This window comes from Nitrospira sp. NS4 (assembly GCF_049546785.1).
Taxonomy (GTDB): domain Bacteria; phylum Nitrospirota; class Nitrospiria; order Nitrospirales; family Nitrospiraceae; genus Nitrospira_D.
The window spans coordinates 771998-795158 of the sequence record NZ_JBMWAN010000001.1 but is presented as its reverse complement, the minus strand read 5'-3'; the positions used below and the strand labels follow the sequence as shown (position 1 = coordinate 795158).

Annotated in this window: 23 protein-coding genes; 14 read left to right on the top strand and 9 right to left on the bottom strand. The window is 60.4% G+C overall.

From position 1 onward, the window contains the following. Positions 1-16 precede the first annotated feature (16 nt). Complete coding sequence (locus ACO9S2_RS03495) at positions 17-652, top strand: flavodoxin family protein (RefSeq protein ID WP_423720507.1); 636 nt, start codon at positions 17-19, stop codon at positions 650-652. A gap of 142 nt (positions 653-794) precedes the next feature. Here the strand turns inward: ACO9S2_RS03495 and ACO9S2_RS03490 are convergent, their stop codons facing one another. Further along, positions 795-992, bottom strand: a complete 198-nt coding sequence (locus tag ACO9S2_RS03490) for a (2Fe-2S)-binding protein (protein WP_423720506.1) — start codon at positions 990-992, stop codon at positions 795-797. A gap of 150 nt (positions 993-1142) precedes the next feature. Next, the gene (locus ACO9S2_RS03485; protein ID WP_423720505.1) at positions 1143-2963 is read right to left on the bottom strand and encodes a M3 family oligoendopeptidase; all 1821 of its coding nucleotides are present in this window, start codon (positions 2961-2963) and stop codon (positions 1143-1145) included. A 129-nt stretch (positions 2964-3092) separates the two neighbouring features. Between ACO9S2_RS03485 and ACO9S2_RS03480 the strand changes: the two genes are divergently transcribed. Beyond that, a complete protein-coding gene (locus ACO9S2_RS03480; RefSeq protein WP_423720504.1) occupies positions 3093-3422 on the top strand; it encodes a hypothetical protein in 330 nt (109 codons plus the stop codon). A 107-nt stretch (positions 3423-3529) separates the two neighbouring features. Beyond that, positions 3530-4390: a hypothetical protein gene (locus ACO9S2_RS03475; protein WP_423720502.1), complete on the top strand. Its 861-nt coding sequence runs from the start codon at positions 3530-3532 to the stop codon at positions 4388-4390. Positions 4391-4417: 27 nt separating this feature from the next. On the opposite strand, the gene ACO9S2_RS03470 is transcribed toward ACO9S2_RS03475, so the two are convergent. Next, positions 4418-4732, bottom strand: a complete 315-nt coding sequence (locus ACO9S2_RS03470; RefSeq protein WP_423720501.1) for a tetratricopeptide repeat protein — start codon at positions 4730-4732, stop codon at positions 4418-4420. 154 nt (positions 4733-4886) lie between these two features. Here ACO9S2_RS03470 and ACO9S2_RS03465 point away from each other — a divergent pair, with 154 nt between their 5' ends. The 7 genes from ACO9S2_RS03465 to ACO9S2_RS03435 all read left to right on the top strand — a co-directional run bounded on the left by ACO9S2_RS03465 (position 4887) and on the right by ACO9S2_RS03435 (position 11386). After that, positions 4887-5831, top strand: a complete 945-nt coding sequence (locus ACO9S2_RS03465) for a histone deacetylase family protein (protein ID WP_423720500.1) — start codon at positions 4887-4889, stop codon at positions 5829-5831. Then, the gene (locus ACO9S2_RS03460; RefSeq protein ID WP_423720499.1) at positions 5828-7105 is read left to right on the top strand and encodes a hypothetical protein; all 1278 of its coding nucleotides are present in this window, start codon (positions 5828-5830) and stop codon (positions 7103-7105) included. Before ACO9S2_RS03465 ends, ACO9S2_RS03460 begins: the two co-directional genes overlap by 4 nt. Before the next feature lie 30 nt (positions 7106-7135). Next, on the top strand, positions 7136-8014 hold the full coding sequence (locus ACO9S2_RS03455) for a sulfurtransferase (protein ID WP_423720498.1): 879 nt from the start codon (positions 7136-7138) through the stop codon (positions 8012-8014). A gap of 94 nt (positions 8015-8108) precedes the next feature. After that, entirely contained in the window at positions 8109-8462 is a 354-nt protein-coding gene (smbP, locus tag ACO9S2_RS03450) for a small metal-binding protein SmbP (protein WP_423720497.1), read from the top strand. Between the two features lie 111 nt (positions 8463-8573). Beyond that, a complete protein-coding gene (locus ACO9S2_RS03445) occupies positions 8574-9365 on the top strand; it encodes a nitrilase-related carbon-nitrogen hydrolase (RefSeq protein WP_423720495.1) in 792 nt (263 codons plus the stop codon). Between the two features lie 80 nt (positions 9366-9445). Continuing rightward, positions 9446-10006, top strand: a complete 561-nt coding sequence (locus ACO9S2_RS03440; RefSeq protein WP_423720493.1) for a YqgE/AlgH family protein — start codon at positions 9446-9448, stop codon at positions 10004-10006. Between the two features lie 126 nt (positions 10007-10132). After that, positions 10133-11386 (top strand): CsgG/HfaB family protein, encoded by a 1254-nt coding sequence (locus ACO9S2_RS03435; protein WP_423720492.1) that lies wholly within the window; start codon positions 10133-10135, stop codon positions 11384-11386. A gap of 2 nt (positions 11387-11388) precedes the next feature. On the opposite strand, the gene uvrA is transcribed toward ACO9S2_RS03435, so the two are convergent. Continuing rightward, entirely contained in the window at positions 11389-14172 is a 2784-nt protein-coding gene (uvrA, locus tag ACO9S2_RS03430; protein ID WP_423720487.1) for an excinuclease ABC subunit UvrA, read from the bottom strand. Positions 14173-14300: 128 nt separating this feature from the next. Here uvrA and ACO9S2_RS03425 point away from each other — a divergent pair, with 128 nt between their 5' ends. Together ACO9S2_RS03425 and ACO9S2_RS03420 are read left to right on the top strand one after the other, a co-directional pair. Further along, positions 14301-14621 (top strand): heavy metal-binding domain-containing protein, encoded by a 321-nt coding sequence (locus ACO9S2_RS03425; RefSeq protein WP_423720481.1) that lies wholly within the window; start codon positions 14301-14303, stop codon positions 14619-14621. Between the two features lie 10 nt (positions 14622-14631). Beyond that, a complete protein-coding gene (locus ACO9S2_RS03420; RefSeq protein WP_423720480.1) occupies positions 14632-15207 on the top strand; it encodes a hypothetical protein in 576 nt (191 codons plus the stop codon). 25 nt (positions 15208-15232) lie between these two features. Here ACO9S2_RS03420 and ACO9S2_RS03415 read toward each other — a convergent pair whose 3' ends face one another. The 4 genes from ACO9S2_RS03415 to ACO9S2_RS03400 form a co-directional block, all read right to left on the bottom strand. Next, positions 15233-15571, bottom strand: coding sequence for a DUF3147 domain-containing protein (locus ACO9S2_RS03415; protein WP_423720478.1), 339 nt, complete (start codon positions 15569-15571; stop codon positions 15233-15235). A gap of 12 nt (positions 15572-15583) precedes the next feature. Then, positions 15584-16603: a ribonuclease Z gene (locus ACO9S2_RS03410; RefSeq protein ID WP_423720477.1), complete on the bottom strand. Its 1020-nt coding sequence runs from the start codon at positions 16601-16603 to the stop codon at positions 15584-15586. 25 nt (positions 16604-16628) lie between these two features. Continuing rightward, on the bottom strand, positions 16629-17279 hold the full coding sequence (locus ACO9S2_RS03405) for a type II CAAX prenyl endopeptidase Rce1 family protein (protein ID WP_423720476.1): 651 nt from the start codon (positions 17277-17279) through the stop codon (positions 16629-16631). A 66-nt stretch (positions 17280-17345) separates the two neighbouring features. Then, entirely contained in the window at positions 17346-18908 is a 1563-nt protein-coding gene (locus ACO9S2_RS03400) for a TolC family protein (RefSeq protein WP_423720475.1), read from the bottom strand. Between the two features lie 61 nt (positions 18909-18969). Here ACO9S2_RS03400 and ACO9S2_RS03395 point away from each other — a divergent pair, with 61 nt between their 5' ends. After that, positions 18970-19413: a hypothetical protein gene (locus ACO9S2_RS03395; RefSeq protein WP_423720474.1), complete on the top strand. Its 444-nt coding sequence runs from the start codon at positions 18970-18972 to the stop codon at positions 19411-19413. A gap of 39 nt (positions 19414-19452) precedes the next feature. On the opposite strand, the gene ACO9S2_RS03390 is transcribed toward ACO9S2_RS03395, so the two are convergent. Further along, positions 19453-20991 (bottom strand): M28 family peptidase, encoded by a 1539-nt coding sequence (locus ACO9S2_RS03390; RefSeq protein WP_423720472.1) that lies wholly within the window; start codon positions 20989-20991, stop codon positions 19453-19455. 118 nt (positions 20992-21109) lie between these two features. Here ACO9S2_RS03390 and ACO9S2_RS03385 point away from each other — a divergent pair, with 118 nt between their 5' ends. Beyond that, positions 21110-23161 carry a thioredoxin domain-containing protein gene (locus ACO9S2_RS03385; protein ID WP_423720471.1) on the top strand — a complete coding sequence of 684 codons (2052 nt, stop codon included), beginning with the start codon at positions 21110-21112 and terminating at the stop codon, positions 23159-23161.

Here is a 23161-nt window from a genome sequence, read left to right as displayed (position 1 = left end):
TGCTCCCTGTGAGCCGATGTTGCCTGCGCTCAGCTCCAGTCCACGATTCCGCTCCATTGTCTCCCTGTGTTTCTGCGTCTTTTTTGTGATATCGGGTGGCGGCTCCGGCGAGACCTTCGCCGAAGAGCCGACCCCCTTGGTGAAGGTGCTGGTCACCTACCATTCGCGCTCCGGCAATACCGAGCGGATGGCCGAAGCGGTGACGGAAGGGGCGAAGAGCGTCCCCGGGACGGAGGTCATGCTGAAGCGAGTCGGCCAGGTGACGGCGGAGGACTTGTTTTCCTCCGATGCGGTCGTGGTCGGTTCACCGGTTTATTGGTCCAATATGGCCGGTGAAGTGAAGACGTTTTTCGATAACTGGCAGTTCAAGTTCGGCGTCTTCCCCGAGTTCAAAATGAAGAATAAGGTCGGCGCGGCCTTTGCCACCGGAGGACAACTCTCCAGCGGCAAAGAAGTCACGATGCTGACTATCCTTGCGGCGATGCTCGGCAATCAGATGATCGTCGTCAGCGGAGGAGGGGCGTTCGGCGCGTCCGCCACCACGGAAGGCGACAGTCCCGGCATCGACAACAAGGAGCTGGCCGATGCCCGTACGCTAGGTCAGCGGGTGGCCGAAGTCGCGAAGCTCGTTCGGGGCCATTCGGCTCGATAGTCCGTTCTCACTTCTTTTTAGAACCACAAAGAAATGAATGAGGTATTCCCGATGTTGCGGGCATCGGCGCCAGCGGGTTTCTCTCTGTCACTTAAGCCAGGTGGCAGGAGCGTCGCAAACGGGAGGCGGCGTGCGACGCGGGTTAGCCGGAAGGAGAAGCGATCGAACACCCCTTTTGCGCGATGGCAACAAATTCCTGGACGTTCTTGGCGCAGCGGCCGCAACATCCTTTCTTCTTCAGCCCGAACTTCGCTTTGAGCTGGCAGGGGGTGACCAGGCCGGAACGCCCTGCTTCTCGAACTTCTGACTCGGTGATGCCGTTACAGAGACAGATGTACATCGTGGCGAATCCTCCGTCGTTGTCCGACTAGATCGATTCTGATAACTGTTCTCAACTTCAATGAGTATACGCTCGCCTCCGGATGCTGTCAAGCCATCGCTAAAAGGTTTTATCCGCGATCTTCCCGGAGCCGGAGAAGGAAGGTTTGGGTCAGGCCATGGTCTGTTCCAGCTCCCGCACCATATCCCGGATCGTGTCAAAGCCTGATTGCCAGAACCGTTCGGCTGTCATGTCGACGCCGACTTTGGCCAGGATGTCCCGGGGCGACTGCGATCCGCCGGTGGCAAGGAGATCAAGGTATTTGGGGACGAAGGCGGCGCCTTCCTCCTTGTACATCCGGTAGAGGGCCAGCACCAGCAGATTGCCAAAGCTGTAGGCGTAGCAATAGAAAGGGCTGGCGAAGAGGTGGGGAATCGAGAGCCATTCCCAGCGAAACTCGTCCGGCACTTTGACGGCCTTGCCGAATTGCTGCCGCAGCTCCGCGAGGTAGGTCTGAGAAAGGTCGTCGACCGTGGCGCCGTTTGCGATCATGCCATGGGCCTGATTTTCAAACCGGACAAAGTAGGATTGGCGCAGGACGGTCGCGTAGATGTCATCGAGCTGGCCGAGCAGCAGGCCCTGCCGGACCCGCTTGTCCTGCTCCTGCGCCATGAGGGCGTCGGAGAGAATGCGTTCGCCGAATACCGAGGCGGTTTCCGCCAGCGGGAGCGTGGAGTGGAAGGTATAGACCGAGTGATGTTCGGCGAGCATGCCGTGGACGGCGTGGCCGAGCTCGTGGGCCATCGTCGCGATATCGCGAGCTTCGCCGGTGAAGTTGAGGAGAACATAGGGCGTCATGCCGGGGACGACGCTATAGCAATAGGCGCCTCCGATTTTTCCCGGTCTTGTCGGGGCATCAATGTGCTGCTCGTGAAAGACCCGTTCCGCCAGCTCGGCGAGACGCGGAGAAAACCCGCGATAGGCCTCCAGCACCATCCGGACGGCATCGGCGTATCGGTAGGATTTCTGCTCGGTTCGATGCGGGGCATAGATATGGTACCGGTTCATCGGCTTAATCCTGCACAACCGGGCCTTCAGCTTGAAATACTGCTGAAAGACGTCAGCATTGTTCCGGCAGACCTCGAGCAGGACGTCGACCGCCCGATCCGGAATATCGTTGCCGAGATTTCTGGTGGCAATGGGAGACGTGAAGTGCCGCAGATGCAGATTCTCGGATTTCCAATCGTTGACCAGCGTCTTATAGATTTCTCCCAACAGGTCGTGATGGGACGAATAGACCCGGTAGAGTTCGCGATAGGCGGCCTCTCTGACACGCGGGTTTTGGCTGTGGACATACGGCGTGAGTTCCTCCCGTGAGAGCTGCTTCTTTTTGCCCTTCACGGTGAGGGTAAAGGTGAATCCGTTCGTGACCACGTCGTAAAGCGTATGAACCGCGCTGCGGCCGGTGACATTTTTCACATTAATGATCTTCTCTTCCGGTTCCGTCAGCGTATGGGGCTTGAAGCGGCGAATCGTTTCGAGGTGGTATCGCAGGTCGCCGGAGCTGTTCATAAGGCGTTCGGCGTTTGCCTGATCGACCGTCTGCCACCAGAGATCGAAAAAGAGAAGCCGATTGCTGAGCTCCGTGAGGCGTTCCTCGATTTTGGTTTTGAACGAGCGGGCCTGCAGATTTTTCGTGTTTTCGGAAAACCAGAGATAGGCATAGGCGCTCAGTCGGGAGGACTGTTGGGTAATCGATTGGCTGAGGTCGAGCAAGGATTGAAACGCGGCCACGTCCATTGTCGGGCTCAAGGCCGGGCGGCTCGATTCGAAATCCGTGACGAGGCGTTCGATCGCGCCCAGATGGGTGTCGACCGTGCGAACCGGATCTTCCGCCAGGTGGCTCAAGTTCCAACGGTCTGGAATTGCGGATTTCGCCGGGCGGGTCGTCTTTTTATGGGCTGTGCGTTTTGAGGAAGTTTTTGTTGCCATTGGTCTCTGCTCCTTCGCGAGTTGAATGCCGGCGATCATACCATTGCCGCGTTTTGGAAAGAGAGAAAAACTGAACTGTAGCTGGAGCCGTCCGTCACGCTATAATCCGGTAGGTTGTAAGAGGGGAACATGACGGAACAAGAAATCAATCGGGCGATCCAATATGTGACCGCCAGCACATCCTATGGGCGGGATACGGTCGCGGGAATTGTCAAAACCGGTCTGGGTGAGTTGGCCGATTTTGCGACCCACAGTTCGCAACGCTTCGACCGGAGTATCCTGCTGGAGTATGTCTGCCAGTGGACGATGAAGAGGACCGGCCAGCCCGAGCCGCTGGTACGTGAAATCCTCGGTTGCGCCGGGCGGTGGCTGGACGAAGTCTACGAAGAACTGGACAGGCAGAAGGCAGAGCCGCAGGGCGACACCTCCACGGATGACGAGGGGGCTGAGCCGGTTTAGAGCCCGGTGTTCGTGAAGCGTCGCTCGTTCCTCGCAATCTGAGGGGTGAACCGTGCCAGCTTTCCGGGCATGGTCCTTTCGGGCGAGGTGCGTTTCACGAGAGACGAATGACGGAAGTTACTATGGCGCGATTTCGCCCGCGAAAGACCGTCAAGCTGGTGTCCCATTTGCGGGAAGGGCTGCGCGCGCCCATCCCTGCCTGGAAGCGGGAAGAGCAGGGGCTTTCGCGCGAGCTCGAAGACCGGTGGTCGTCCCTGCATCGGCATTGTGCCGATCAATCGAGCCATCTCCGGCTCGGTCGTCTCGTGGATCGTCTGCTGCATTACGACTATGGGGTGCGGGAATCTGCCCTGGCGGAACTTGAACTCGCCACGCAGTTGATCCGCGTGGGGGTGCGCGTCAACTTCCTGCCGGAGTCGCAGGCGAGGACCGCTGACCTGGAATGCCGCCTGGGGGCGGAACGTTTCTTCGTAGAAGTGACGGCCATGGTGGGGTCGGCCGAGCGGCAGCGGCTTCCCCTGCGTGGCTTGATAGCGGACGAAGCGCTCGGAGACGAAGAGGATCGCGGTGTTATCCTCATCCATCGGATTCTCGCCCGCATTCAGCAGAAGGCCAAACAGCTCGCCGATTACTGCGACCCCGTGATCCTGAGCATTTCCATCCCACGGGCCGACCTGCAGGGCGAGAAAACCACCCGGCCTGACGCCATCTGGCTGGATCTCAAGACCCTCGCCGGATCGGTGACGGTCTTGCTCACGCGGCTGCGCTCGCTCAGCGCCGTGATGATTTCTCTTTGGGATGTCGAGCCGTTGCCGTCGAAGGCGGGGACGAGACTGGCGAATGTCGAGTTGGTCGAGCGGCCCAAGCATCGACGCAGCGAACCGCGCGCCCGGTTGTTGATTCGCAATCCCGGCACGATCGCTCCGCTCAGTGCAAGACAAGACGAGGCGTTTTACCAGGTCCTGTGAGCCGTGAACGGGAGCGTGATAGGATCGCTACGCCAGAGTTCCCCTCAACATCTCCAGATTCTTCGTCACCATCGCGTCGCCGTTTTTTGTGGAGACGTCGATGCCGGTTGCACAGATCGTCCGGCATTCGTCAATGCGACTCAGTTTCTGGAGCGATTGGGCGAGCGCATAGTAGGCCGCAGAGTAGGTGGGTTTCACCGTGATGCATTGCTGCAGGGCCTTGGCCGCTTCCTCGAAGTTTCCATCTTCCATATAGGCTTTGCCGAGACCGAACCAGGCCACGTCGTCGGTCGGTTCGATCGCGAGCACTCTCTTCAGCGGTTCGATGCGTGGATTGGGCATGTCGTCCTCCAGTTGAATCGACGATAGCAGCGGCGAACGCTCGTTGTCTATGCTCTTGGCTGCGTGCTAATCTGACGGCGTCGTTCGTCTCTCGTGAAGCGGGTCTCGTTGATTGCGAGCGACGCTTCACGTTTCACGCTTCACGGATTCTGTCATGGGCAAAACCGGCCTCGTTTATCATCCGGCCTACCTCGAGCACGATATGGGCCTGGGCCATCCCGAATCGCCCAGCCGGCTGCGAGCCATTATGCAGCAGCTGGAGCAGAGCGGAACCATGGCCCGGCTGACCAAGATCGAACCGAGAAAAGCTGAAAACGAGTGGATCACGCAGGTTCACACCTCAAGCTATGTCGCGTCGCTGGCAAAACATGCCCCTGCCAGCGGTCGGGTCTCGCTCGATCCCGATACCTCGATGTCCCCGGGCTCGTTGACCGCGGCCTATCTGGCGGCCGGCGGGGCGTTGGCGGCGGTCGATGCCATTGTGCAGCAGCAGGTCGATCATGTTTTTTGTGCCGTGCGGCCGCCCGGCCACCATGCCGAAGCCAACCGTGCCATGGGGTTCTGTCTCTTCAACAATGTGGCGATCGCCGCACGCTATGCGCAGAAGAAGCATGGGCTCGCCAGGGTTTTGATCGTCGATTGGGATGTCCATCATGGGAACGGCACCCAGCACAGTTTTGAGGATGATCCCTCGGTGCTCTTTTTCAGCACCCATCAATATCCGCACTATCCGGGCAGCGGTCGTGAATCGGAACGAGGGCAAGGGGCCGGCGAAGGCCACACGATCAATGTGCCGATGGAGGCGGGCGAGGGAGACGAGGAGTACCGCAGGATCTTTCAGGATGTCCTGGTGCCGGCGGCAGATGAGTTCAAGCCGGACTTCGTGATTATCTCAGCCGGTTTTGACGCGCACAAAGACGATCCCCTGGCCGGCATGGGACTGACCGAGGAGGGGTACCGCGATCTCACGGGGATTGTAACCGGGATCGCGAAGCGGCATGCGCAGGGGCGCGTGCTCTCGTCGCTTGAAGGCGGGTACAACCTCACGGCCTTGGCGGCTTCTGTTGAGGCCCACATCCAGGCCCTGTTGGACGCATGAACCGCGGAATCAAAATCGCCCTCGGCCTCGTGATACTTGCGGCGGCGATCTATGTCTACTACACCGAAATCAAGCCGGTCGTGATCTTCGGGCTACGCGATGAGTATGCCCATGCCATTCCTTTCCAAAAAATACCCGAGGGGCTGACAAGCCTCAGCGCGGAATCCTGCGGCCAGTGCCATCGCGAGATCTATGAGGAATGGAAGACCAGCATCCATGCCCATGCCTATGAAGATCCGTTTTTCCAGGCCTACTGGAAGAAGGACAAAAATATCTGGGTCTGTCTGAACTGCCACACGCCTCTTGAAAATCAACAGCCCACCCTGGTCAAAGAGATCCCGAGAGGACGCGTTGAAAAAGCCGTCCAGGAACCCAACCCGCACTACGATCCCGCCTATCAAAAAGAGGCAATCACCTGTGCGGCCTGCCATGTGCGGGATGGCGTCATCTATGGCCCGTTTGAAGATTCAGCGGCCCCCCATCCGACCAAGTTCGATCCTAATTTTCGCACCACGCAGGTCTGTCAGCGCTGCCACAATGTGGTGTCGGGCCCGGCGCAGTTCTACAATGTTGGACCCTGCGGGACCTATGCCGAGTACGAAGGCAAGTTTTTTATGCAGGAGCGGGGGTTCATCTGCCAGAGTTGTCATATGCCCGAGATCGACCGGCCGGTGGCGACGGACAGCCCGATCCGCCGGGGCCGCCAGCATCTGTGGCGCGGGGGGCACGATCCGGACATGATTCAGCGGGCGGTGGCCGTGCAGGTGAAGGCCGACCCGCCTGATCCGAAGCCGGGTGAGCCGGTGGCCTTTACCCTCACGCTGATCAACGCGGGCGCCGGCCATAAGATTCCCACGGGCGATCCCGACCGGCATTTCACCGTGGAGTTTTCGGTGGAGGACTCGCAGAAGAAGGTCCTGAAGGAGCAGCGCTCGACGATGGGCCGCTGGATTCTCTGGCAGCCGGCCATCATCGAACTCTATGACAACCGCCTCTTGCCGCTGGCGAGCCGGGAATACCGGTTTGATTATCAGGTGCCGGCCGCATCAGAGGGCTTGATTCTCAAGGCGCGGGTGCAGTACCACATTCTCACGGACGGCCAGCACAAGATGCTCGAAACCAAGTATGGTCTGACCGGGAACGATCCCTATCGGTTCGTGATTTATGAACGGGACTTCCCGTTGTCCGGCGCGCTCGCAGCGGCGCTGAGCGAGAGCAATCGACAATCGGCAACCAGCCGTCAGCAGGACGGAGGAAGTTGCAAAGCGAGCTGACGGTAAACGGTTCATTACACAAGGAACATCATGACACATCCACTGCTCATCGACACCGAAACCTTGCAGCAGCGTCTGGACCAGCCGGGCCTCGTGATTCTGGACGTCCGCGGCCGGTCGGCCTACGAATTCGGCGGCCATATTCCGGGGGCGGTCCATTCCACCTGGCATGAATACAGCGATCCCAACGCCATCCCCAAAGGGCTCCTCAATCCCGACGTCGCGCAGATCGAGCAGCGGCTGCGCGCGCTGGGGATCAGCAACGACAGCGAGGTCATCATCTACTCCAATCCCTTCGACAACTGGGGCGACGAGGGCCGCATGTTCTGGATGCTCGAATATCTCGGCCATCAGAACCTCAAGGTCCTCGACGGCGGGTGGGTGAAGTGGACGGCGGAGAAGCGCCCCTTCAGCCACGGCCTTGAGAAGCCCAAGCCCGGCACCTTCACGGCAGCGCCGGTCAAGCGGGTGATGATGACCAAAGACGAATTGAAACTGATCGTCCGGCAACCGCACCCGCAGACGGCTGTGCTCGATGCGCGCAGTCTGGAGGAATATCTCGGGAAGGAAATCTCGGGTATTCCGAGGCCCGGGCACATTCCCTCCGCGATCCTTGTGCCGTGGAACACGTTTCTCAACAAGGATGCGACGGTGAAGGATCTGGCAGTGATTCGAGAGTCGCTGGAAGACAAGGGCGTGCAGCCGTCGCAGGAGGTGGTGTGTTACTGCACCGGCGGCGTTCGGTCGGCGTGGCTCTACTTCATTTTGAAATTGGCCGGCTATGAAACGATCCGGAATTATCCCGGATCCTGGTGGGAGTGGAGCCGGGACTTTGCCTGTCCTGTAGAAAAGGACATTCAGGGATTGCAGAAGATTCTGGGATTCAATGAGGCGGCCCGGCCTTCTTGACAGGCAAAAACACGCTATGTAAGGTGAGTTCAGCAAAGCAATTATTTATAGCCGTATTTTTGTGCGACGACATCCAACCCTCAGGGAGGCCATTATGAACAGCACGTTTCGTTACGGGGTACTGGTTATGGCGGCAGTGGGCGCGCTGGTTGCCGGTCCGATGATGACCGGGCTTGCGCTGGCCGACAATAAGCACGTGGCTGAAGCCATTGAACATGCGAAGGAAGCCGTCGCCCATGGCAAGCAGGGGCATGGCGATGCCTTGGTGAAGCATGCGGAAGGCGCGCTTCATCATGCCGAAGCGGCACAGAAGGATGTGAAAGATCCGCATCTGGATGAAGGGGTCAAGCACCTGAAGGAAGCCGTCGAGCATGGGAAGGCCGGTCATGTCGAGGTGGCCACCAAGCATGCTGAAGGGGCTGTGACGCATCTGTCCGAAGTGAAGTAAGTTTGCAGGCGATGGGCAAGAGGCGAGGGGCAGGTAGAAGTGCCGCCCGTTGCCTCCTGCCCTTGCTGTTTTTCCCCCGGCCTCTTGCCTCGTACCTCTTGCCTGAATTACATGCGGATTGGATACTATCAATACGAGCCGGAGTTCGGCACGGTGGCCAAGAACCTGGAAGCGGTTCGCGCCAGGCTTGAACAGGCCGACGCCGATTTGATGGTGCTGCCGGAACTGTTCGCGTCCGGGTATCAGTTCGTCTCAGCGGAAGAGGCCCTGCGCCTGTCTGAGCCGGTGCCGGACGGGCCCACGACGCGGATGTTGGTCGAACTCGCTCAGCGCCGCCGGATGCACATTGTGGCCGGATTACCGGAGCGGGCCGGGTCGCAGGTGTACAATTCGGCCGTCGTGGTAGGGCCCTCCGGGTTTCTGGGGTGCTATCGCAAGAGCCATCTGTTTTTCGAGGAGACGCTCTGTTTCAGCCCGGGCGACAGCGGGTTTCAGGTGTGGGACATCGGCCAGGCCAGGATCGGCGTGATGATCTGCTTCGATTGGTACTATCCGGAATCCGCGCGGACGCTGGCGTTGATGGGGGCCGAGATCATCTGTCATCCGTCGAATCTGGTCTTGCCGAACTGTCCCGATTCCATGCCGGTGCGGTGCCTCGAAAATCGTGTCTTTGCCATTACGAGTAACCGCATCGGCACCGAGGCCCGTGGCGGCAAGGAGCCGCTTACCTTTATCGGCAACAGCGAAGTAGTCAGCCCTCGCGGCGTCATTCTGCGTCGCGCGCCGCGGGACGGCGAAGAGCTTGCGATTGTGGATATCGATCCGGCCGAGGCGCGGAGCAAGACCCTCAATCCCTACAATGATCTCCTGCGCGACCGGCGACCGGATCTGTACCATCAATAATAATTCAGGGAGCCGTCGGACGCCCTATACCCCTCAGGTGGAGGCTTGCGCCAGGGCAGGGGGCACGGTAGGATCTGCCTATGAATGTCGAACTGGGCAAAGGAATCTTTCTGGTCGCGGCTCCGAGTTTGCGCGATCCCAATTTCCGTCAGACGGTGGTCTTGCTCTGCGAGCACGGCGCCGAAGGGGCGTTGGGTGTCGTCGTGAACCGGCCCACCGCCATGTCCATCTCCGAAGCCCTGCCGCAGGTGCCGATCATCGAAGGCGCGGGCCATGTGCTCTACGCCGGCGGGCCGGTGCAGACCAATCAGGTCATGCTGCTCTATCGGGGGGATCAGCTCCCGGAGAACTCCCACCATGTCTTCGATGGGGTGTGTCTCGGCGGGGATATCGGGATGGTCGAGCGCATCCTGACCGGTTCTCCGACGAAAGAGTCGTTCCGTGCCTACCTCGGATACTCAGGGTGGGGGCCGGGCCAGCTGGAGTCGGAAATGAAAACCGGCTCCTGGATCACCTTGCCGGCCGATTCCCACATCGTGTTCGAAAAAGATCCGGCGCACGTCTGGCAGGAGATTCTGCTGACTCTCGGCGATGCCTACCGGCATTACGCCGATATGCCGTTCGATCCATCGTGTAATTAGCCAGGTACGAGGAGAGAGGTTCGATAACACGTTCACTCCCTCCTCCAGCCTCTGACCCCGCACCCCTTGCCATGATCCTCGGATAACTCCATTGAAGCCTTGGTCTAGCGGTGTTAGGCTCTGCTCATGGGACGCCTCTTCCCGGGCCGCCTGAACCTTCGCCGGATTGTGACGTTCATCAGTCTTCTGCTCGCCTCGATGTTGTCCTCCCATTGCGGAGTGGCCTACACCGTCTACAAATCTGAGTCGAAGCTGGATCGGCTCGCCGTTCCCATGACCAAAACGCAAATTCTCGATGAGATCGGCCGTCCGGATCGTGTGCTGCGCGACGACGGGCGGATGCTGGTGTGGGAATATTCTCTGACGGCGCGCCATCAATGGCTCTATGAACTCGGCCTCTGTCCGATTTCGGTCTGGATCGGCGGCTGCGTCATCTACCCGTTTACCAACGTGGCCATGGAGCGGCAGCGCGAATATCCCCAGCATGTCGTGCTTGTGAATGAGGAACTCTGTGCCTGGGGGCCACCGATTGCCATCTTGCAGCGGCGGCGGTCCTGTGAAGTGGCCGGCGTGCCACACGGCCGTCCGGGGGCTCTTCCGGGCAGGCCCGAGCCGGTGGTAACGGGGTTGGGCCCGATCGGCCGCGAGACGATCGATCGCTACCGCACGATGGCGGTCATGCTATTTGAGGATGCGCCGGGGGCGCAGGGATCGGGGGCGCGGGTAGCCGGGATTATGACGACCTTGTTGCTGGACCTCGATATGCAGATGGTGGAGCGGGCGAAGCTCGACGAAGTGCTGAAAGAGCAGGTGATTCAACTGACCCATGCCGACGATGCCAACGTCTTGAAAGTCGGCAAACTGGTTGGCGCGCAGGCCATCATCGTGGGCGGGGTGCAGCAATGGGAGCAGCAGGTCGAAGCCCGGAGCAATAGCGTGGCGCTCTCCATGCGCATGATCGATGTGGAAACCGGCCAGCTCCTCTTTAACGGCGAAGGCCACCTGACCGATCCGACGACCGACGATCCGGAGAGTTCGGCCCGCATCATCGTCCATCGCATTCTCGCCCGCTTCGGCTCGCAGACCGGCCTCTTGGGCTCCGGTCGCATCGGCGTGAACTGGGAATTACAGGAGACTGCGGGGGCACGCTACTACCTGGTGCGCGAGTTACGGAGCGGTCTCCCGGCTGAAAGGGCCGGACTGCATGTCGGGGATCAGGTCGTAGGCTGCAACGGGTCTGCACTGGCAGGAGTCAAATCCGAACGCGAAGCCAAGCGGCTCTGCCAGGTCGAAGCAGGCCAGGCCTTGAAGCTCGACATCCGACGCATTGGCTCCCCGCTAGAACTCGGCATCGTGGCGGAACTGAGACCGGGGTTGTAGCCTTACGAGAATAGCTTTGCGAGAAATCGTCCTGTATGAGATCCCGCCACCTTCGCCACCTGTTCCGGCCTGCCCTCCGCCACAATTTGACCGCCTGCTTCTCCTCCTTCGGGACCGAGATCGATAATCCAGTCTGCTGTTTTGATCACGTCGAGGTTGTGTTCGACGACGATGAGGGTGTTGCCGGCATTGACCAGCTTGTGCAGGACGGCGAGGAGTTTCTTGATGTCGTCGAAGTGCAAGCCGGTGGTCGGCTCATCCATGATGTAGAGCAGATCCTTCGCCGTCCCGTCCTTCAGCTCCGCCGCAACTTTCAGCCGTTGGGCTTCGCCGCCTGACAGGGTCGTGGCGGATTGTCCGAGGCGCAGATAGCCCAGTCCGATTGAAGAAAGGAGATGCAGCTTCTCGGAGAGTTTAGGTGTGCCGGAAAAGAATGCAAAGGCTTCATCGACGGTCATCGCCAGCACGTCGGCAATCGACTTTCCTTGGTAGCGAATGGCCAGCACTTCGGGTTTGAATCGCTTCCCCTCGCAGACTTCGCAGGGGACGTACATGTCTTCGAAGAAATACATCTCCAGCTTTTCGACGCCGGCTCCTTCGCATCGCTCGCAACGCCCGCCGGCGGCGTTGAAGGAGAAATGGCCGGAGGTCAGGCCTTGACGGAGCGCGGTGCGTTCCGACGCGAACAGTTGGCGGATCTCGTCGAAGGCTTTCAGGTAGGTGATGGGGTTCGATCTCGGCGTGCGCCCGATCGGCTGCTGATTGATGAGCCGGACGCCCTTGAGGTGCTCCAATCCCTTGATGGCTTTGAAGCGGCCTAAGGGTAGGGATTCGATACGGAATGCGCGAGCGATGGCGCGATAGAGCGTGTCTTCCACCAGCGTGCTCTTGCCTGATCCCGATACGCCGGTGACGCAGATGAACATGCCGAGCGGAAGGCGCACGACAAGGTCTTTCAGGTTGTGTTCGTTCGCTCCGGCCACCACGAGCACCTTTCCGGTTCCGGAGCGGCGCGACTTTGGCAGCGGGATGGACTCTTCACCACGCAGATAGCGGGCGGTGAGGGAACGGCGGTCCTGGAGAAATTCCTTCCGCGGTGCGGCGCAGACGATCTCGCCGCCTTTCTCACCTGAGCCGGGGCCCAGTTCCACGATGTGGTCGGCCGATTCGATCATCCGGCGATCGTGCTCGACGACGACGACCGTGTTGCCCACGGCGGCGAGATCGTTAAGGATGCCGGCCAGCAGATCGGTGTCTCTCGCATGCAGGCCGATCGTGGGCTCGTCGAGGACGTAGAGGGTGCCGACCAGGCGGGCGCCAAGTTGATTGGCGAGCGAGGCGCGCTGGGCTTCGCCGCCGGAGAGGGTTTTCGTCTGCCGCGACAGCGTGAGATAGCCGAGGCCGACGCGGAGCAGAAACCCCAGCTTGGCTGTCAGCATGCGCAGAATATCGGCCGCGATATCGCGCTCAAAGGAGCTGAGCGTCAGGGTATCGATCCAGCGTGCCGCTGCCTCCACTGTCAGGTCTGAGACTTCGTGGATGTCCTGCCCAACGATCTTCACATGCCGGGCCTCCGGCTTTAGGCGGCTGCCTTGGCAGCTTGGGCAGGGGATGGGCGTGCGGTAGCGGCTCAAGAGGACACGCACATGGAGCTTGTACCGTTTGCCTTCCAGGTATTCGAAGAAGTCATTGATGCCCTCGAACGACTGGTCTCCTTCCCAGAGCAGTTGCTGCGTTTTCTTCGACAGACTTCTGAATGGAGCGGTGATGTCGATGCCCTGTCGCTTCGCCGCCAGGAGCAGCTGTTTCTGCCACCACTCGGCGCTGGGTTTGCTCCAGGGCTCGATGGCGCCTTCGGCGAGCGACTTGGACTGGTCTGGAATCACCAGCTCGGGGTCATAGCGCAACACGTTGCCGAAGCCTTTGCATTCAGGACAGGCGCCGAGCGGGTGGTTGAAGGAAAAGAGGATGGGCCGGAGCGGCTCGAACGTGCGTCCGCATTGTTGACAGAGGAAGTGGGTGCTGTAGGGTCTCGTGCCCTGGCCGATGATGTCGATGCTGCAGCGGCCGTCGCCTTCGCGAAACGCCGTCTCGATGGCTTCGACGAGCCTGGTGCGGTTGTCCTCGCGGATCACCAGGCGGTCGAGCACCACGTGGAGTGCCCGGGCTTTAAGTGCGGCGGGCTTGATGGTCTCATGCAGCTCCAGGATGTCGTCCCCGGCCTTGATGCGGGAGAAGCCTCTCGTGAGCAGGGATTGCAGGAACGGCTGTTCCTGCTTGGCCGCCGGAGAGGCGACGGGAAAGAGGACCATGGCACGGGCATCGGGATAGCGCTCCAGGAGATCCTGCGCGACGCTCTGCGGCTGAAAGCTGCGGGCTTCGACGTGACAGTCCGGGCAGACCGGCCGGCCGATTTTCGCGAAGAGCAGGCGCAGAAGATCGGCGATTTCCGTGGTGGTTCCGACGGTCGAGCGGGCGGTGCGGACCTGGTTCTTCTGCTCGATGGCAATCGCCGGGCGCACATTGAGAATGCGATCCACATCCGGCCTCGCCACCTTCTCCAGAAACATCCGGGCGTAGGTGGAGAGGGACTCGACATAGCGCCACTGGCCTTCCGCGAAGAGCGTGTCGAAGGCGAGCGACGACTTGCCCGATCCTGACACACCGGTGATCGCCGTGACCCGGTTGTGCGGGATGCGGAGGGAGATGTTCTTGAGGTTATTCTGGCGCGCCCCCTCGACGACGAGGTCGGTGATGCGAGCGGGGGGCAGAGGGGTGGAGTCCACGATGCGCGCTCCGGGAATGCAAAGGCGCGATCCTATCAGTCGATACCGTAGGCTTCAACGGGGATTGGGGAAATACTTGGCGAATAATTCCGGAGATGAGAGGATGGCCTATCCACAAAGGAGGCGGTATGACTCTCTCCACGACACCGACGATCGAAGGCAAAAAGGCGGTCAAGTACTTGGGGCTCATCAGCGGCGATGCCATTCTCGGAGCCAACATCTTTCGTGACTTGTTCGCCTCGATTCGGGACATCGTGGGCGGCCGTTCGGCCGCCTATGAAGCGGAGCTCCGCAAGGCCAAGGACATTGCGTTGGGGGAGATGCGCGAGCAGGCCAGGCATCTGGGCGCAAACGCGATTGTCGGGATCGACATCGACTATGAAACTATCGGCGCCAGCAGCAGCATGCTCATGGTGAGTGCCAGCGGCACGGCTGTGGTCATCGAATAACAGGCGTCCCATGACACTCCTGTCGAATACGGAATATCTCAGTCTGGGCCGTCAGATCGCGCGGCTCTTGGGTTCCGCGTTAGAAGGGGCCTCAGCCGAGGCTCTCCGTGAGCTTGCCCGGGCCTACGATCCCTCCGCGAACGATGCGCGCATCAGCGCCGAAGTGTTTCTCTTCCACAAGTATTTGCTCATGCAGGCCTGCGTCGGCGTCTTCCCTGAGTCGCAGGTCGATCACATCGTCGGGGGATTTGTCGCGGCGCTCAACGAGCAGGCGAAAGGGTTGGAGATGACCCCCGAGCGGCAACGCGCCATGGAGCAGATGTGGCAGCTGCGGGCGGGCCAATTCGAGGGACCGTTCTCCAACGACCGGGCCCATTTTCTTGATGAGGCGCCGGGCGCCTACCATTGGAAGCAGACCATCTCACGCTTTTGTCAGAACGTGTGCGAGATCGCCAACCCGCCCGACATCTGGATTGGGGCCAACGGGCCTTCCCAAACCGCCAGCCGCTCAGTGACTTCGGCGCTCGATCAGATGGTGTCGGCGCTCGGTGAAATCAACCGGCTGCATTGCAGCGGCGCGGCCTGACGACGTGCTCTCAGGCACGGCCAACTTAGCGAAGCCACAATTTCAAGGCGCCTACGCAGCCCATATAGAGCGTCAGCGAGCCGATCATGGCCGGCCAGAAGCCGAAGCGCGGGATGCCGACGATCATAGACACGACATAGACCATCCAGGGCGGCACGAACCACAAGAGATTTTTTGCGTAGCCGACGATGGCGTCGTTGCCGCCGTTCAGATAGATCAGCACGAACGTGGCGCCGGTGATCGCGGGAAAGGTGCTGGCAAAGGCGGCAAGAAACGATTTGCCCTGAGAGCCGAGATAGGTCGAGACGCTCACGATCGTCCCTCCCAGCAGAAAATACAGGGCATACTTCACGAAGTCATTCACGTCACGTCCTCCTCAGGTTCCTTGAAATGCGTCCATCGCCTCCCGCTCCAGGGCCTCACCCTGCCCTGTATACCGCGGCGAGAAATGAAATACTACGAGGTCGCGTACCTGCGCTTTGCGCGCCATGAGGCCCGCTTGCCCGGCGGTGAGGTGATAGCGGTTGCGGGCTTTTTCGGCATCAACATCCAGGTAGGGCGACTCACAATAGAATACGTCTGCCCCATTGGCGAGGGCGACGATCTTTTCTTCGTTCTCTGCATCGTAGCGGGCGTCGACCACGTACGCGATCTTTTGCCCCCGTGAGATGGTCAGAAACCGCTCCCTCACCTCTCCCAACACAAACTCGCGCACGTCGCGGCGATGTTCGTCGTAGATCGTGGCCGTGAAGCGGAAGTCGTCCGGTTGGCCCTGCCAGATGTATTGCTTGACGTCTTTGAGCCACGCGCCGACCGGCAGGCCTGCCTCATGCAGCTTTTGCTTATTGACGTTAATGTGAAACTGCTCCTCCAGGGAGTAGGCCAACGAGGGGATGCGATGATTCAGAGCCACGGCCTTCACGGTGAACATGGGATCTTCCAGCACCGTGAAGAGCTGACCGTGGGATTGCTGCGCAGGCGGACGGGCCGGTTGTTCGGATAATTGGAAGCCGGTGTTGGCGTGAAAGCAGGCCTGTCTGGTTTCCTGCTGATGAAACTCCCGGACTTCGATGGTGAGGGGATACCCATCGACGAGATTCCAGGTGTAGCCGCGCAGCTTCCCCTGCACATTGTCGATCAGCCCCGGCGGGCCGAACAGGCGAAGGGTCTTGCCTCGTCCCAGGGCGACACGCAGCACGGCGTCGAATCCGATGAAGTGGTCCATGTGCGTGTGGGACACGAAGATCTCGCTGGCCCTCAGCAGCCTGGTCGGCCCCAATCCGTCGTTGTGCCCGAGGTCGAAGAGCAGAGCCCGCTTGGACCAGCGGATTTCCACATAGACGCCGGGGTCGCCGAAGACGTCATTGACGAGATAGCTGGAAAAGGACGGGTTCATCGGTGCGCTGCCGATCTAGGGTTGCTTAACTCAGAGCTGTCCGGACCGCCAGGTACAGCACGATGACTTCGACGGCATGCGCGACGATGGTGCTGTACAGATTACGCGTGCGCAGCCAGATCATCCCCCAGATCATGCCGTCCCACAGGGCAATCCAGTGGAGATGGCGGAAAGTATTCACCATGAAGGGGTCAAATGCAAATACCAGGGCGCTGACGATGAGCGCGAGAGGCGAGGGGCATGCGGCGAGGCCGGATTTCCAAACGCGGGACTCAAGCATTGCGAGCCGGCCCAGAACAAATCCCCGGAAGTTCACTTCGACGAAGAGGGCGATCCCGCAGATGAACCAGGGCATCATGATCGCGAGCGGGATGTGCGCGTGGGGCGTGTCTTGCAGGAAGGTGAGGTCATAACCCAGCGCGGGAACGATTTTCAGGATGACGAGGGCATTGCTCGCTCCGAGCATGATTCCGACGAGGAGGCCCCACCGCAGGCCATTGCGGAGTCCGGCCGTGTCTAGTCCCAGACGCGAAATAGCCGGATGATTCTGTGCCGCCCATAGGGTCAATGCAAGGTACGCGAGGAGTTGCGGCGCGAACTGCGCCGGCGTCTGCGCTTGGAGCGAAGCGGGGAGCACGTAGTAGGCGAGGGTTGCGGCGATGGGGAGCAGCGCCAAGGCTGCTCCCCGTTCCGGGACCTGAGGTGAACTGAGATGAGCCGGCCCCTGCGCCATGGCGGGCGGCTACTGCACTTGGAGATTGTAGCGGTCCAGCGTCGTGGCTTTATGGCGCGCCAGGTTTGACAGCGACTTGTTGTAATCGACGGTCGCGCGCAGTTCGTTGCCTTGCGCGGTGGCGAGGTCGCGCTGGAAGTCGAGCACGAAGCGGGTGGTGCTCAAGCCCACTTTCAAGCGCTCTTGCTCGGCCTGCAATTGTTTTTCGGCCATGATTCTGGCTGAGCGGGTGGTTTCGATGCGCTTGAAATCAGTTTGCACGCGGCGGACGGCTTCGCGCACGCCGATGATGATTTGCTGGCGGACGCTGGCGAGCGTGGTTTCGGCATTGCGGGATTCGAGCTGACGCTTATTGTACGTGCTGACGGCGGAGCGGTTGCCGAGCGGATAACTGAGGACAAGACCGGCGCCGTAGTTATAGTAATCGCCGCTCAGGTTCCGTTGGACCGACTGGGGGTAGTCTCCCCCTAGTCCTGCCAGCCCCATGGTTCCCTGAAACGACAATGTCGGGAGTAATTGATTCTTGGCGAATTGCTTGTTGAGCTCGCCCGACTCGACGTTTTTCTTCGCCTGCACGATTTCGGGGCGTTGCTCGATGGCGATGTCGATGGCCTCCTGGAGGCTCAGGGGCTCCAGGACGGTGACGGGAGCATCGGTGGGGGTGAGCCGCATGTCTTGCCGGAGGTCCTCCTCCCCAGGGTTCAGAAGGCGGCGCAGCTGATCTTCCTGGTCGCGGATGGATTTCTCCGCCACCAGCACCTGCTCGACACGCGAGGCGACGGCGGCTTCGGCTTGCAGGACATCGACAATGGACATGACGCCGGCTTTGGCCTTGGCCCGATTGGTGGCCAGCAATTCTTCGGCCGCTTTGAGGGCGGCCTGCGCCACTTGCAAGTTCTCGTTTGCAAACACGACTTCCCAGTACGTCTGCTCGACAGTCGCTAACACGGTGAGCACGCGATCGCGGAACACGTGCTGCTCCACGTCGGCATTGTTCTGGGCCACTTTGATGAAGGTCTTGGTCACGTCGATACCGGCGTTCCGGAGCAACGGCTGCGTGATGGTGAGCGCCAGGCCTCCGGTATAGGCCGGATTATACAAAAATCCCCGCGCCACGTCCGGATTCACGTTTGACCGGGCGGGGCTATAATTCAAGTCGATGTTACCGCCGGTGATGAGGTTTTGTGTCGCATCGACGGTGACGGAGGTGTTGCGCTGATCGAAAATCTGGATGTCCGTCAGGTTGGGAATGGTTCCTCCGAACACGGGTCGATTCAAGGGATTCACGGTGCGATTGTACTGGCCGTTGACGCTCAACGTCGGGTCGAACTTGGCCTGCTCGACGGTGATATCGAACAAACGGCTTTCTTTTGTCTGGCGGCTGATGGAAATGTCGAGGTTGCTTTGCAGCGCACGGACGGCGGCCTCAGCCAGGGAGATGGTCTGATGTCGCTCTCCCGACGGGGCGGGGTTTGATGGGGTCTGACTCCAGCAGGGGGTGGAGACCAGTAGCAGAACGGCTAAGGTCAGGCAACCTCCCCATGAGGGGAGGATAGGATAGTGGATGCGCATAGATCCTCCTTGATCGCCAGCGTCGAACGGCTCATATTATACTGGGCGCGGGGAGCTTGTCATGAATCAAGTCGTTAGACAGCGAGGGCGTAGAGGTCGAGTGATCACCGCGAGTGCCTGTCTCGGCAGTCTATTGTGTGTCAGCATCATGATCGGCGGATCGTCCGTCGCGCTCGCTCAAAGTGTGTCCGGTGTCCGCTCGTTTGACGGCGGCGTGGGTCCGCTCTTCAATCTGACCGGTCCGGGCAATCTCTACCTCGATGGGCAGGGGACACAGGGGTATATTTATACGCCCGGCGGCAATCTCGAAACCTACAGCTTCAGAAATCCGACGACCGGCCAAGCTTGGAGCGGCGCGGTGATGACCTTCGGGCCGCAGCTTTCCATCGGCCTCATCCAGGGCGCTGTCCAAAGCGGAACCTCAGTGGTTTTGCCCGGTCCGCCGCGTCAGACTGCTCCGCTTCCCTCCATCCAATCCACGATCCTCGACGACATCCCGTTTTAAGCTGCTGGTCAGAAGACGTGCCCCTGCCGCCATCTCTGGCTAGGGGAAGGTGGCGAGTTGCCATGCGAGGGTGAGCACGTACCGGGCCACGATCCGGAGAATATCCGGATTGATCGTTTCGGGGGTGTCGGTGGGCTGGTGGTAGTGGGGATGAATCCCGCCGCTGACCACCGTGATAGTCGGGACGCCCGATTCTTTGAACGGCACGTGATCGCCTCCGGGAAAGAATCCGAAGACATCGAGTTGTGATCCAAGGTCTGCAGTCTCTCCCGCCTGCTGTGCCACGCGCTTGTCGAGTCCCGTCACCCCGACGGTCAGCCGTCCAGTTCCGATGCCCGCGTGGTCGATATTGATCATCGCCTTGGTTGAGTCGAGCGGGACGATGGGTCGGGACGTGTACAGGCGAGATCCCAGCAAATCTTCTTCTTCACCGCTAAAGGACACGAATAGAATGGTGCGTTGCGGACGCAACCCGGTCTTGACCAGGGCGCGAGCCACTTCCAGCATGACAGCGGTGCCCGAGGCATTGTCATCTGCGCCGGGGAAGAGGAGTCCCGCCGGTCGTCCGAAGTGATCCCGATGGGCCCCGATGATGATGGTGTCCGGTCCTGTTCCGGGAATCAGCCCCACCACGTTTGTCAGCAGGCCTTCCTGGGTCGTGCTCTTCCAGTGAAGCCCGGCATAGCGATCGGTGTGATTCGACCCTGTCGCAGGGGTGGTATTGAGTTGCTCCTGGAGTATGCGAAGGCGGTCAGGGCTTGTCCCGTTCGGTCCGCTGAGGATGCGCTCCGCGAGGGCGGTGCTGATCCAGGCGCCGGGGATGGCCCGGCCAGGGGGCAGTTGTCCGTAAAAAGCACTGGGCCTGCCCGTGATTCCGCGCCGGGTTTCGTAGGGATGGAGAATCGGTCCTGTCGCAGTCAGATAGGCCAGGGCTCCGCGGTCGCGCGCAAAGCGCACTTTGTCGGCATGGCTGACGGGACGCTGGTAATGAGCCGGCTTGCCGCGCAGGAAGAGCACGACGCTGTTGGTCACATCGATCCCGGCGTAGTCGTCGATCCCCTGGGCGGCATCGACGATGCCGTAGCCCACGAAGACGACGGGTCCCTGGACATCAGCGGTCGGCGAATCAAAGACAGGGAGATAATCGGTTCCCAACTGTGCGGCGGCAAACTGATCCGCTGTTCCCGTGTGAAGCGCCGGGTTAGGGGCGATCAAGGGTGTGGAAACCATTGAGGCCATGACGCCTGGAGGTACTTCCTCTGTTGTGCCGGCGGGGAACATCAGAGGGCCGTTGGGAATGAGCGGTAGGCGTACCCCCGCCGCCGTCATCTCCTGCGCGAGCCATTGGGCCGATCGCAGATCATCGGCTGTCCCGGCTTGTCGCCCATTGAACGAAGGGGCACTGAGGGTACGAATATCCGCGAGCATCCGTTCCGGAGACAGAGACTCGATGGCCGTCTGAATAGCAGCGTCGGATGCTTGTGCGTGCGCGGGTTCCGTGTGAAGAAGGAGCCCGGCGGTGGCGCAGAGGACGATACGGTAGATCCAGAAAATTACAATGGTTGAGACACGATGCATGTCGATATCCGTCTGAATGTGAGACGCTGGTTGCGATGATAACACAGGGGGGAAGGCGGGTTGCAGAGCAGGTTTGGGCTAGGTACTATTTGCAGCGGAAGGATTGTACGTAACGACGATGACGCAGACCGATTCGTTTCCCAACCGTCTCATCACGGAATCCAGTCCCTACCTGAGGCAACACGCATTGAACCCCGTGGAATGGTATCCCTGGGGGACGGAGGCGCTGTCAAAGGCCAGGGCGGAGAATAAGCCTATCTTGCTGTCGATCGGTTATTCGGCCTGCCACTGGTGTCATGTGATGTCGCACGAATGTTTTGAGAGTCGCGAGATCGCCGCGCTGATGAACGAGCACTTCATCAATGTCAAAGTGGATCGTGAGGAGCGTCCGGATCTGGACGATCTCTACCAGAAGGCTGCGCAGGTGTTTCTCGGACGAGGCGGCGGATGGCCGTTGACGATGTTTCTCACGCCGGACCAGGAGCCATTTTATGGCGGAACCTATTTCCCTCCGGTGCCGCGTCACAATCTGCCGGGATTTCCGCAAGTGCTGCTCGGTGTGGTGGAAGCCTATCGGAACCATCGTGAAGATGTGGCCAAGAACGTCGAGCGGGTGAAGGCCGGACTGGTCCGGGTCAGTTCGCATCAGCCGTCCTCTGAACCGCTATCGGATGTCTTGTTGGATGACGGGGTGAAGGATCTGGGAATGTTTTTCGATACTGTGCACGGCGGGTTCGGGGAAGGGCCCAAATTCCCCACGGTGCCGCCGCTCAGTCTGCTATTGCGGCAAACCTATCGGACGAAAGAGGCCGGCCATCAGGAGAAGGTGCTGCATCAACTGCGGACGATGGCGGCCGGGGGGATCTACGACCATCTCGGCGGCGGGTTCCACCGCTATTCGGTCGACGGGCAATGGCTCATCCCGCATTTCGAGAAGATGCTCTATGACAATGCGCAATTGGTGCGGATCTACCTCGATGGCTGGCGCCTCACCAAAGATCCGGGATTTCGTCAGGTCGTGGAAGAGACGCTCGACTATGTGCGCCGTGAACTGACGCATCCTGACGGGGCCCTGTTCGCGGCGCAGGATGCGGACAGTGAAGGCGAAGAAGGGCGGTTTTTCCTGTGGGACCCCGGCGAGATCCTGGCTGTGCTCGGGCAGGACCTTGGCCAGGCGTTTTGCCAGGCCTATGGCGTGACGGAAGGCGGCAATTTCGAAGGCAAGACGGTCTTGAATCGTTTGGGCGGCCCCCCGCTGTCCGGAGACGACTATGAAGGGTTTGAGGCGCTGTTCCGTCCGGCGAGGAAAAAGCTTCTGGCAGCCCGCGAGCAACGGGTCAAGCCGCAGCGCGACGAGAATATCCTCACGAGTTGGAATGCGCTGGCGGTGTCGGCCTTGCTCGACGCCTACCGGACGTTCGGCACGCCGTGGTATCTGTCGTCTGCCGAGCAGGCGTTGACCTTCCTGATCGACTATGCCGTTGCCGATGGGCGGGTGTTCCGCACGGTGACCGGCGGGAGCGGACGGATCGCCGGCTATCTCGACGACCATGCGTACCTGGCCGCGGCGCTGCTCGATGCCTTCGAGACGACCTCGCACGGCTGGTATCTGGAGCAGGCCCAGGTTGTGACGGACCGGATGCTGGCGCAGTTCTGGGACGATGCGGTCGGCGGATTGTTCTTTACGGCCAAGGATCATGAGCCCCTCATTCACCGGATGAAGACGGGCACGGACAGTGCCATGCCCTCGGGTAATGCCGTGGCTGTGCAGCTGCTGATCAGGCTCTTCTCTTTGACGGGTGTGCGATTGTATGATGAGCGGGCGGAGCAGACGTTGCGCGTGTTTCGCAAGCTGATGGATCAGAACGCGTACGGGGCCTCGGCGTTGCTCTGTGGCTTGGATTTGTACCTGTCGCGGCCGCAAGAGGTCGTGATAGTGGGGGAGCGCGGCCATCCTGTGACGGAGTCGTTGCTGGCCACGGTGCATCAGCGGTATGTGCCGAACAAGGTGCTTCTGGTGATCGACGAGTCCTGCGGCGGCAGGGAATGTGAACTGCCCATGGCTGCGGGGAAGACGAGTGTGAACGGTCAGCCGACCGCGTATGTCTGTCGGCGCTCGACCTGTTCGACGCCGGTCACGGACCCTGCGCAGTTGGCGTGGTTGCTGTAG

Excerpts from the sequence above, each read along its gene's own strand:
- ACO9S2_RS03495 (WP_423720507.1), top strand. The coding sequence starts at position 17 with ATGTTGCCTGCGCTCAGCTCCAGTCCACGATTCCGCTCCATTGTCTCC.
- ACO9S2_RS03490 (WP_423720506.1), bottom strand. The coding sequence starts at position 992 with ATGTACATCTGTCTCTGTAACGGCATCACCGAGTCAGAAGTTCGAGAA.
- ACO9S2_RS03485 (WP_423720505.1), bottom strand. The coding sequence starts at position 2,963 with ATGGCAACAAAAACTTCCTCAAAACGCACAGCCCATAAAAAGACGACC.
- ACO9S2_RS03480 (WP_423720504.1), top strand. The coding sequence starts at position 3,093 with ATGACGGAACAAGAAATCAATCGGGCGATCCAATATGTGACCGCCAGC.
- ACO9S2_RS03475 (WP_423720502.1), top strand. The coding sequence starts at position 3,530 with ATGACGGAAGTTACTATGGCGCGATTTCGCCCGCGAAAGACCGTCAAG.
- ACO9S2_RS03470 (WP_423720501.1), bottom strand. The coding sequence starts at position 4,732 with ATGCCCAATCCACGCATCGAACCGCTGAAGAGAGTGCTCGCGATCGAA.
- ACO9S2_RS03465 (WP_423720500.1), top strand. The coding sequence starts at position 4,887 with ATGGGCAAAACCGGCCTCGTTTATCATCCGGCCTACCTCGAGCACGAT.
- ACO9S2_RS03460 (WP_423720499.1), top strand. The coding sequence starts at position 5,828 with ATGAACCGCGGAATCAAAATCGCCCTCGGCCTCGTGATACTTGCGGCG.
- ACO9S2_RS03455 (WP_423720498.1), top strand. The coding sequence starts at position 7,136 with ATGACACATCCACTGCTCATCGACACCGAAACCTTGCAGCAGCGTCTG.
- smbP (WP_423720497.1), top strand. The coding sequence starts at position 8,109 with ATGAACAGCACGTTTCGTTACGGGGTACTGGTTATGGCGGCAGTGGGC.
- ACO9S2_RS03445 (WP_423720495.1), top strand. The coding sequence starts at position 8,574 with ATGCGGATTGGATACTATCAATACGAGCCGGAGTTCGGCACGGTGGCC.
- ACO9S2_RS03440 (WP_423720493.1), top strand. The coding sequence starts at position 9,446 with ATGAATGTCGAACTGGGCAAAGGAATCTTTCTGGTCGCGGCTCCGAGT.
- ACO9S2_RS03435 (WP_423720492.1), top strand. The coding sequence starts at position 10,133 with ATGGGACGCCTCTTCCCGGGCCGCCTGAACCTTCGCCGGATTGTGACG.
- ACO9S2_RS03425 (WP_423720481.1), top strand. The coding sequence starts at position 14,301 with ATGACTCTCTCCACGACACCGACGATCGAAGGCAAAAAGGCGGTCAAG.
- ACO9S2_RS03420 (WP_423720480.1), top strand. The coding sequence starts at position 14,632 with ATGACACTCCTGTCGAATACGGAATATCTCAGTCTGGGCCGTCAGATC.
- ACO9S2_RS03410 (WP_423720477.1), bottom strand. The coding sequence starts at position 16,603 with ATGAACCCGTCCTTTTCCAGCTATCTCGTCAATGACGTCTTCGGCGAC.
- ACO9S2_RS03400 (WP_423720475.1), bottom strand. The coding sequence starts at position 18,908 with ATGCGCATCCACTATCCTATCCTCCCCTCATGGGGAGGTTGCCTGACC.
- ACO9S2_RS03395 (WP_423720474.1), top strand. The coding sequence starts at position 18,970 with ATGAATCAAGTCGTTAGACAGCGAGGGCGTAGAGGTCGAGTGATCACC.
- ACO9S2_RS03390 (WP_423720472.1), bottom strand. The coding sequence starts at position 20,991 with ATGCATCGTGTCTCAACCATTGTAATTTTCTGGATCTACCGTATCGTC.
- ACO9S2_RS03385 (WP_423720471.1), top strand. The coding sequence starts at position 21,110 with ATGACGCAGACCGATTCGTTTCCCAACCGTCTCATCACGGAATCCAGT.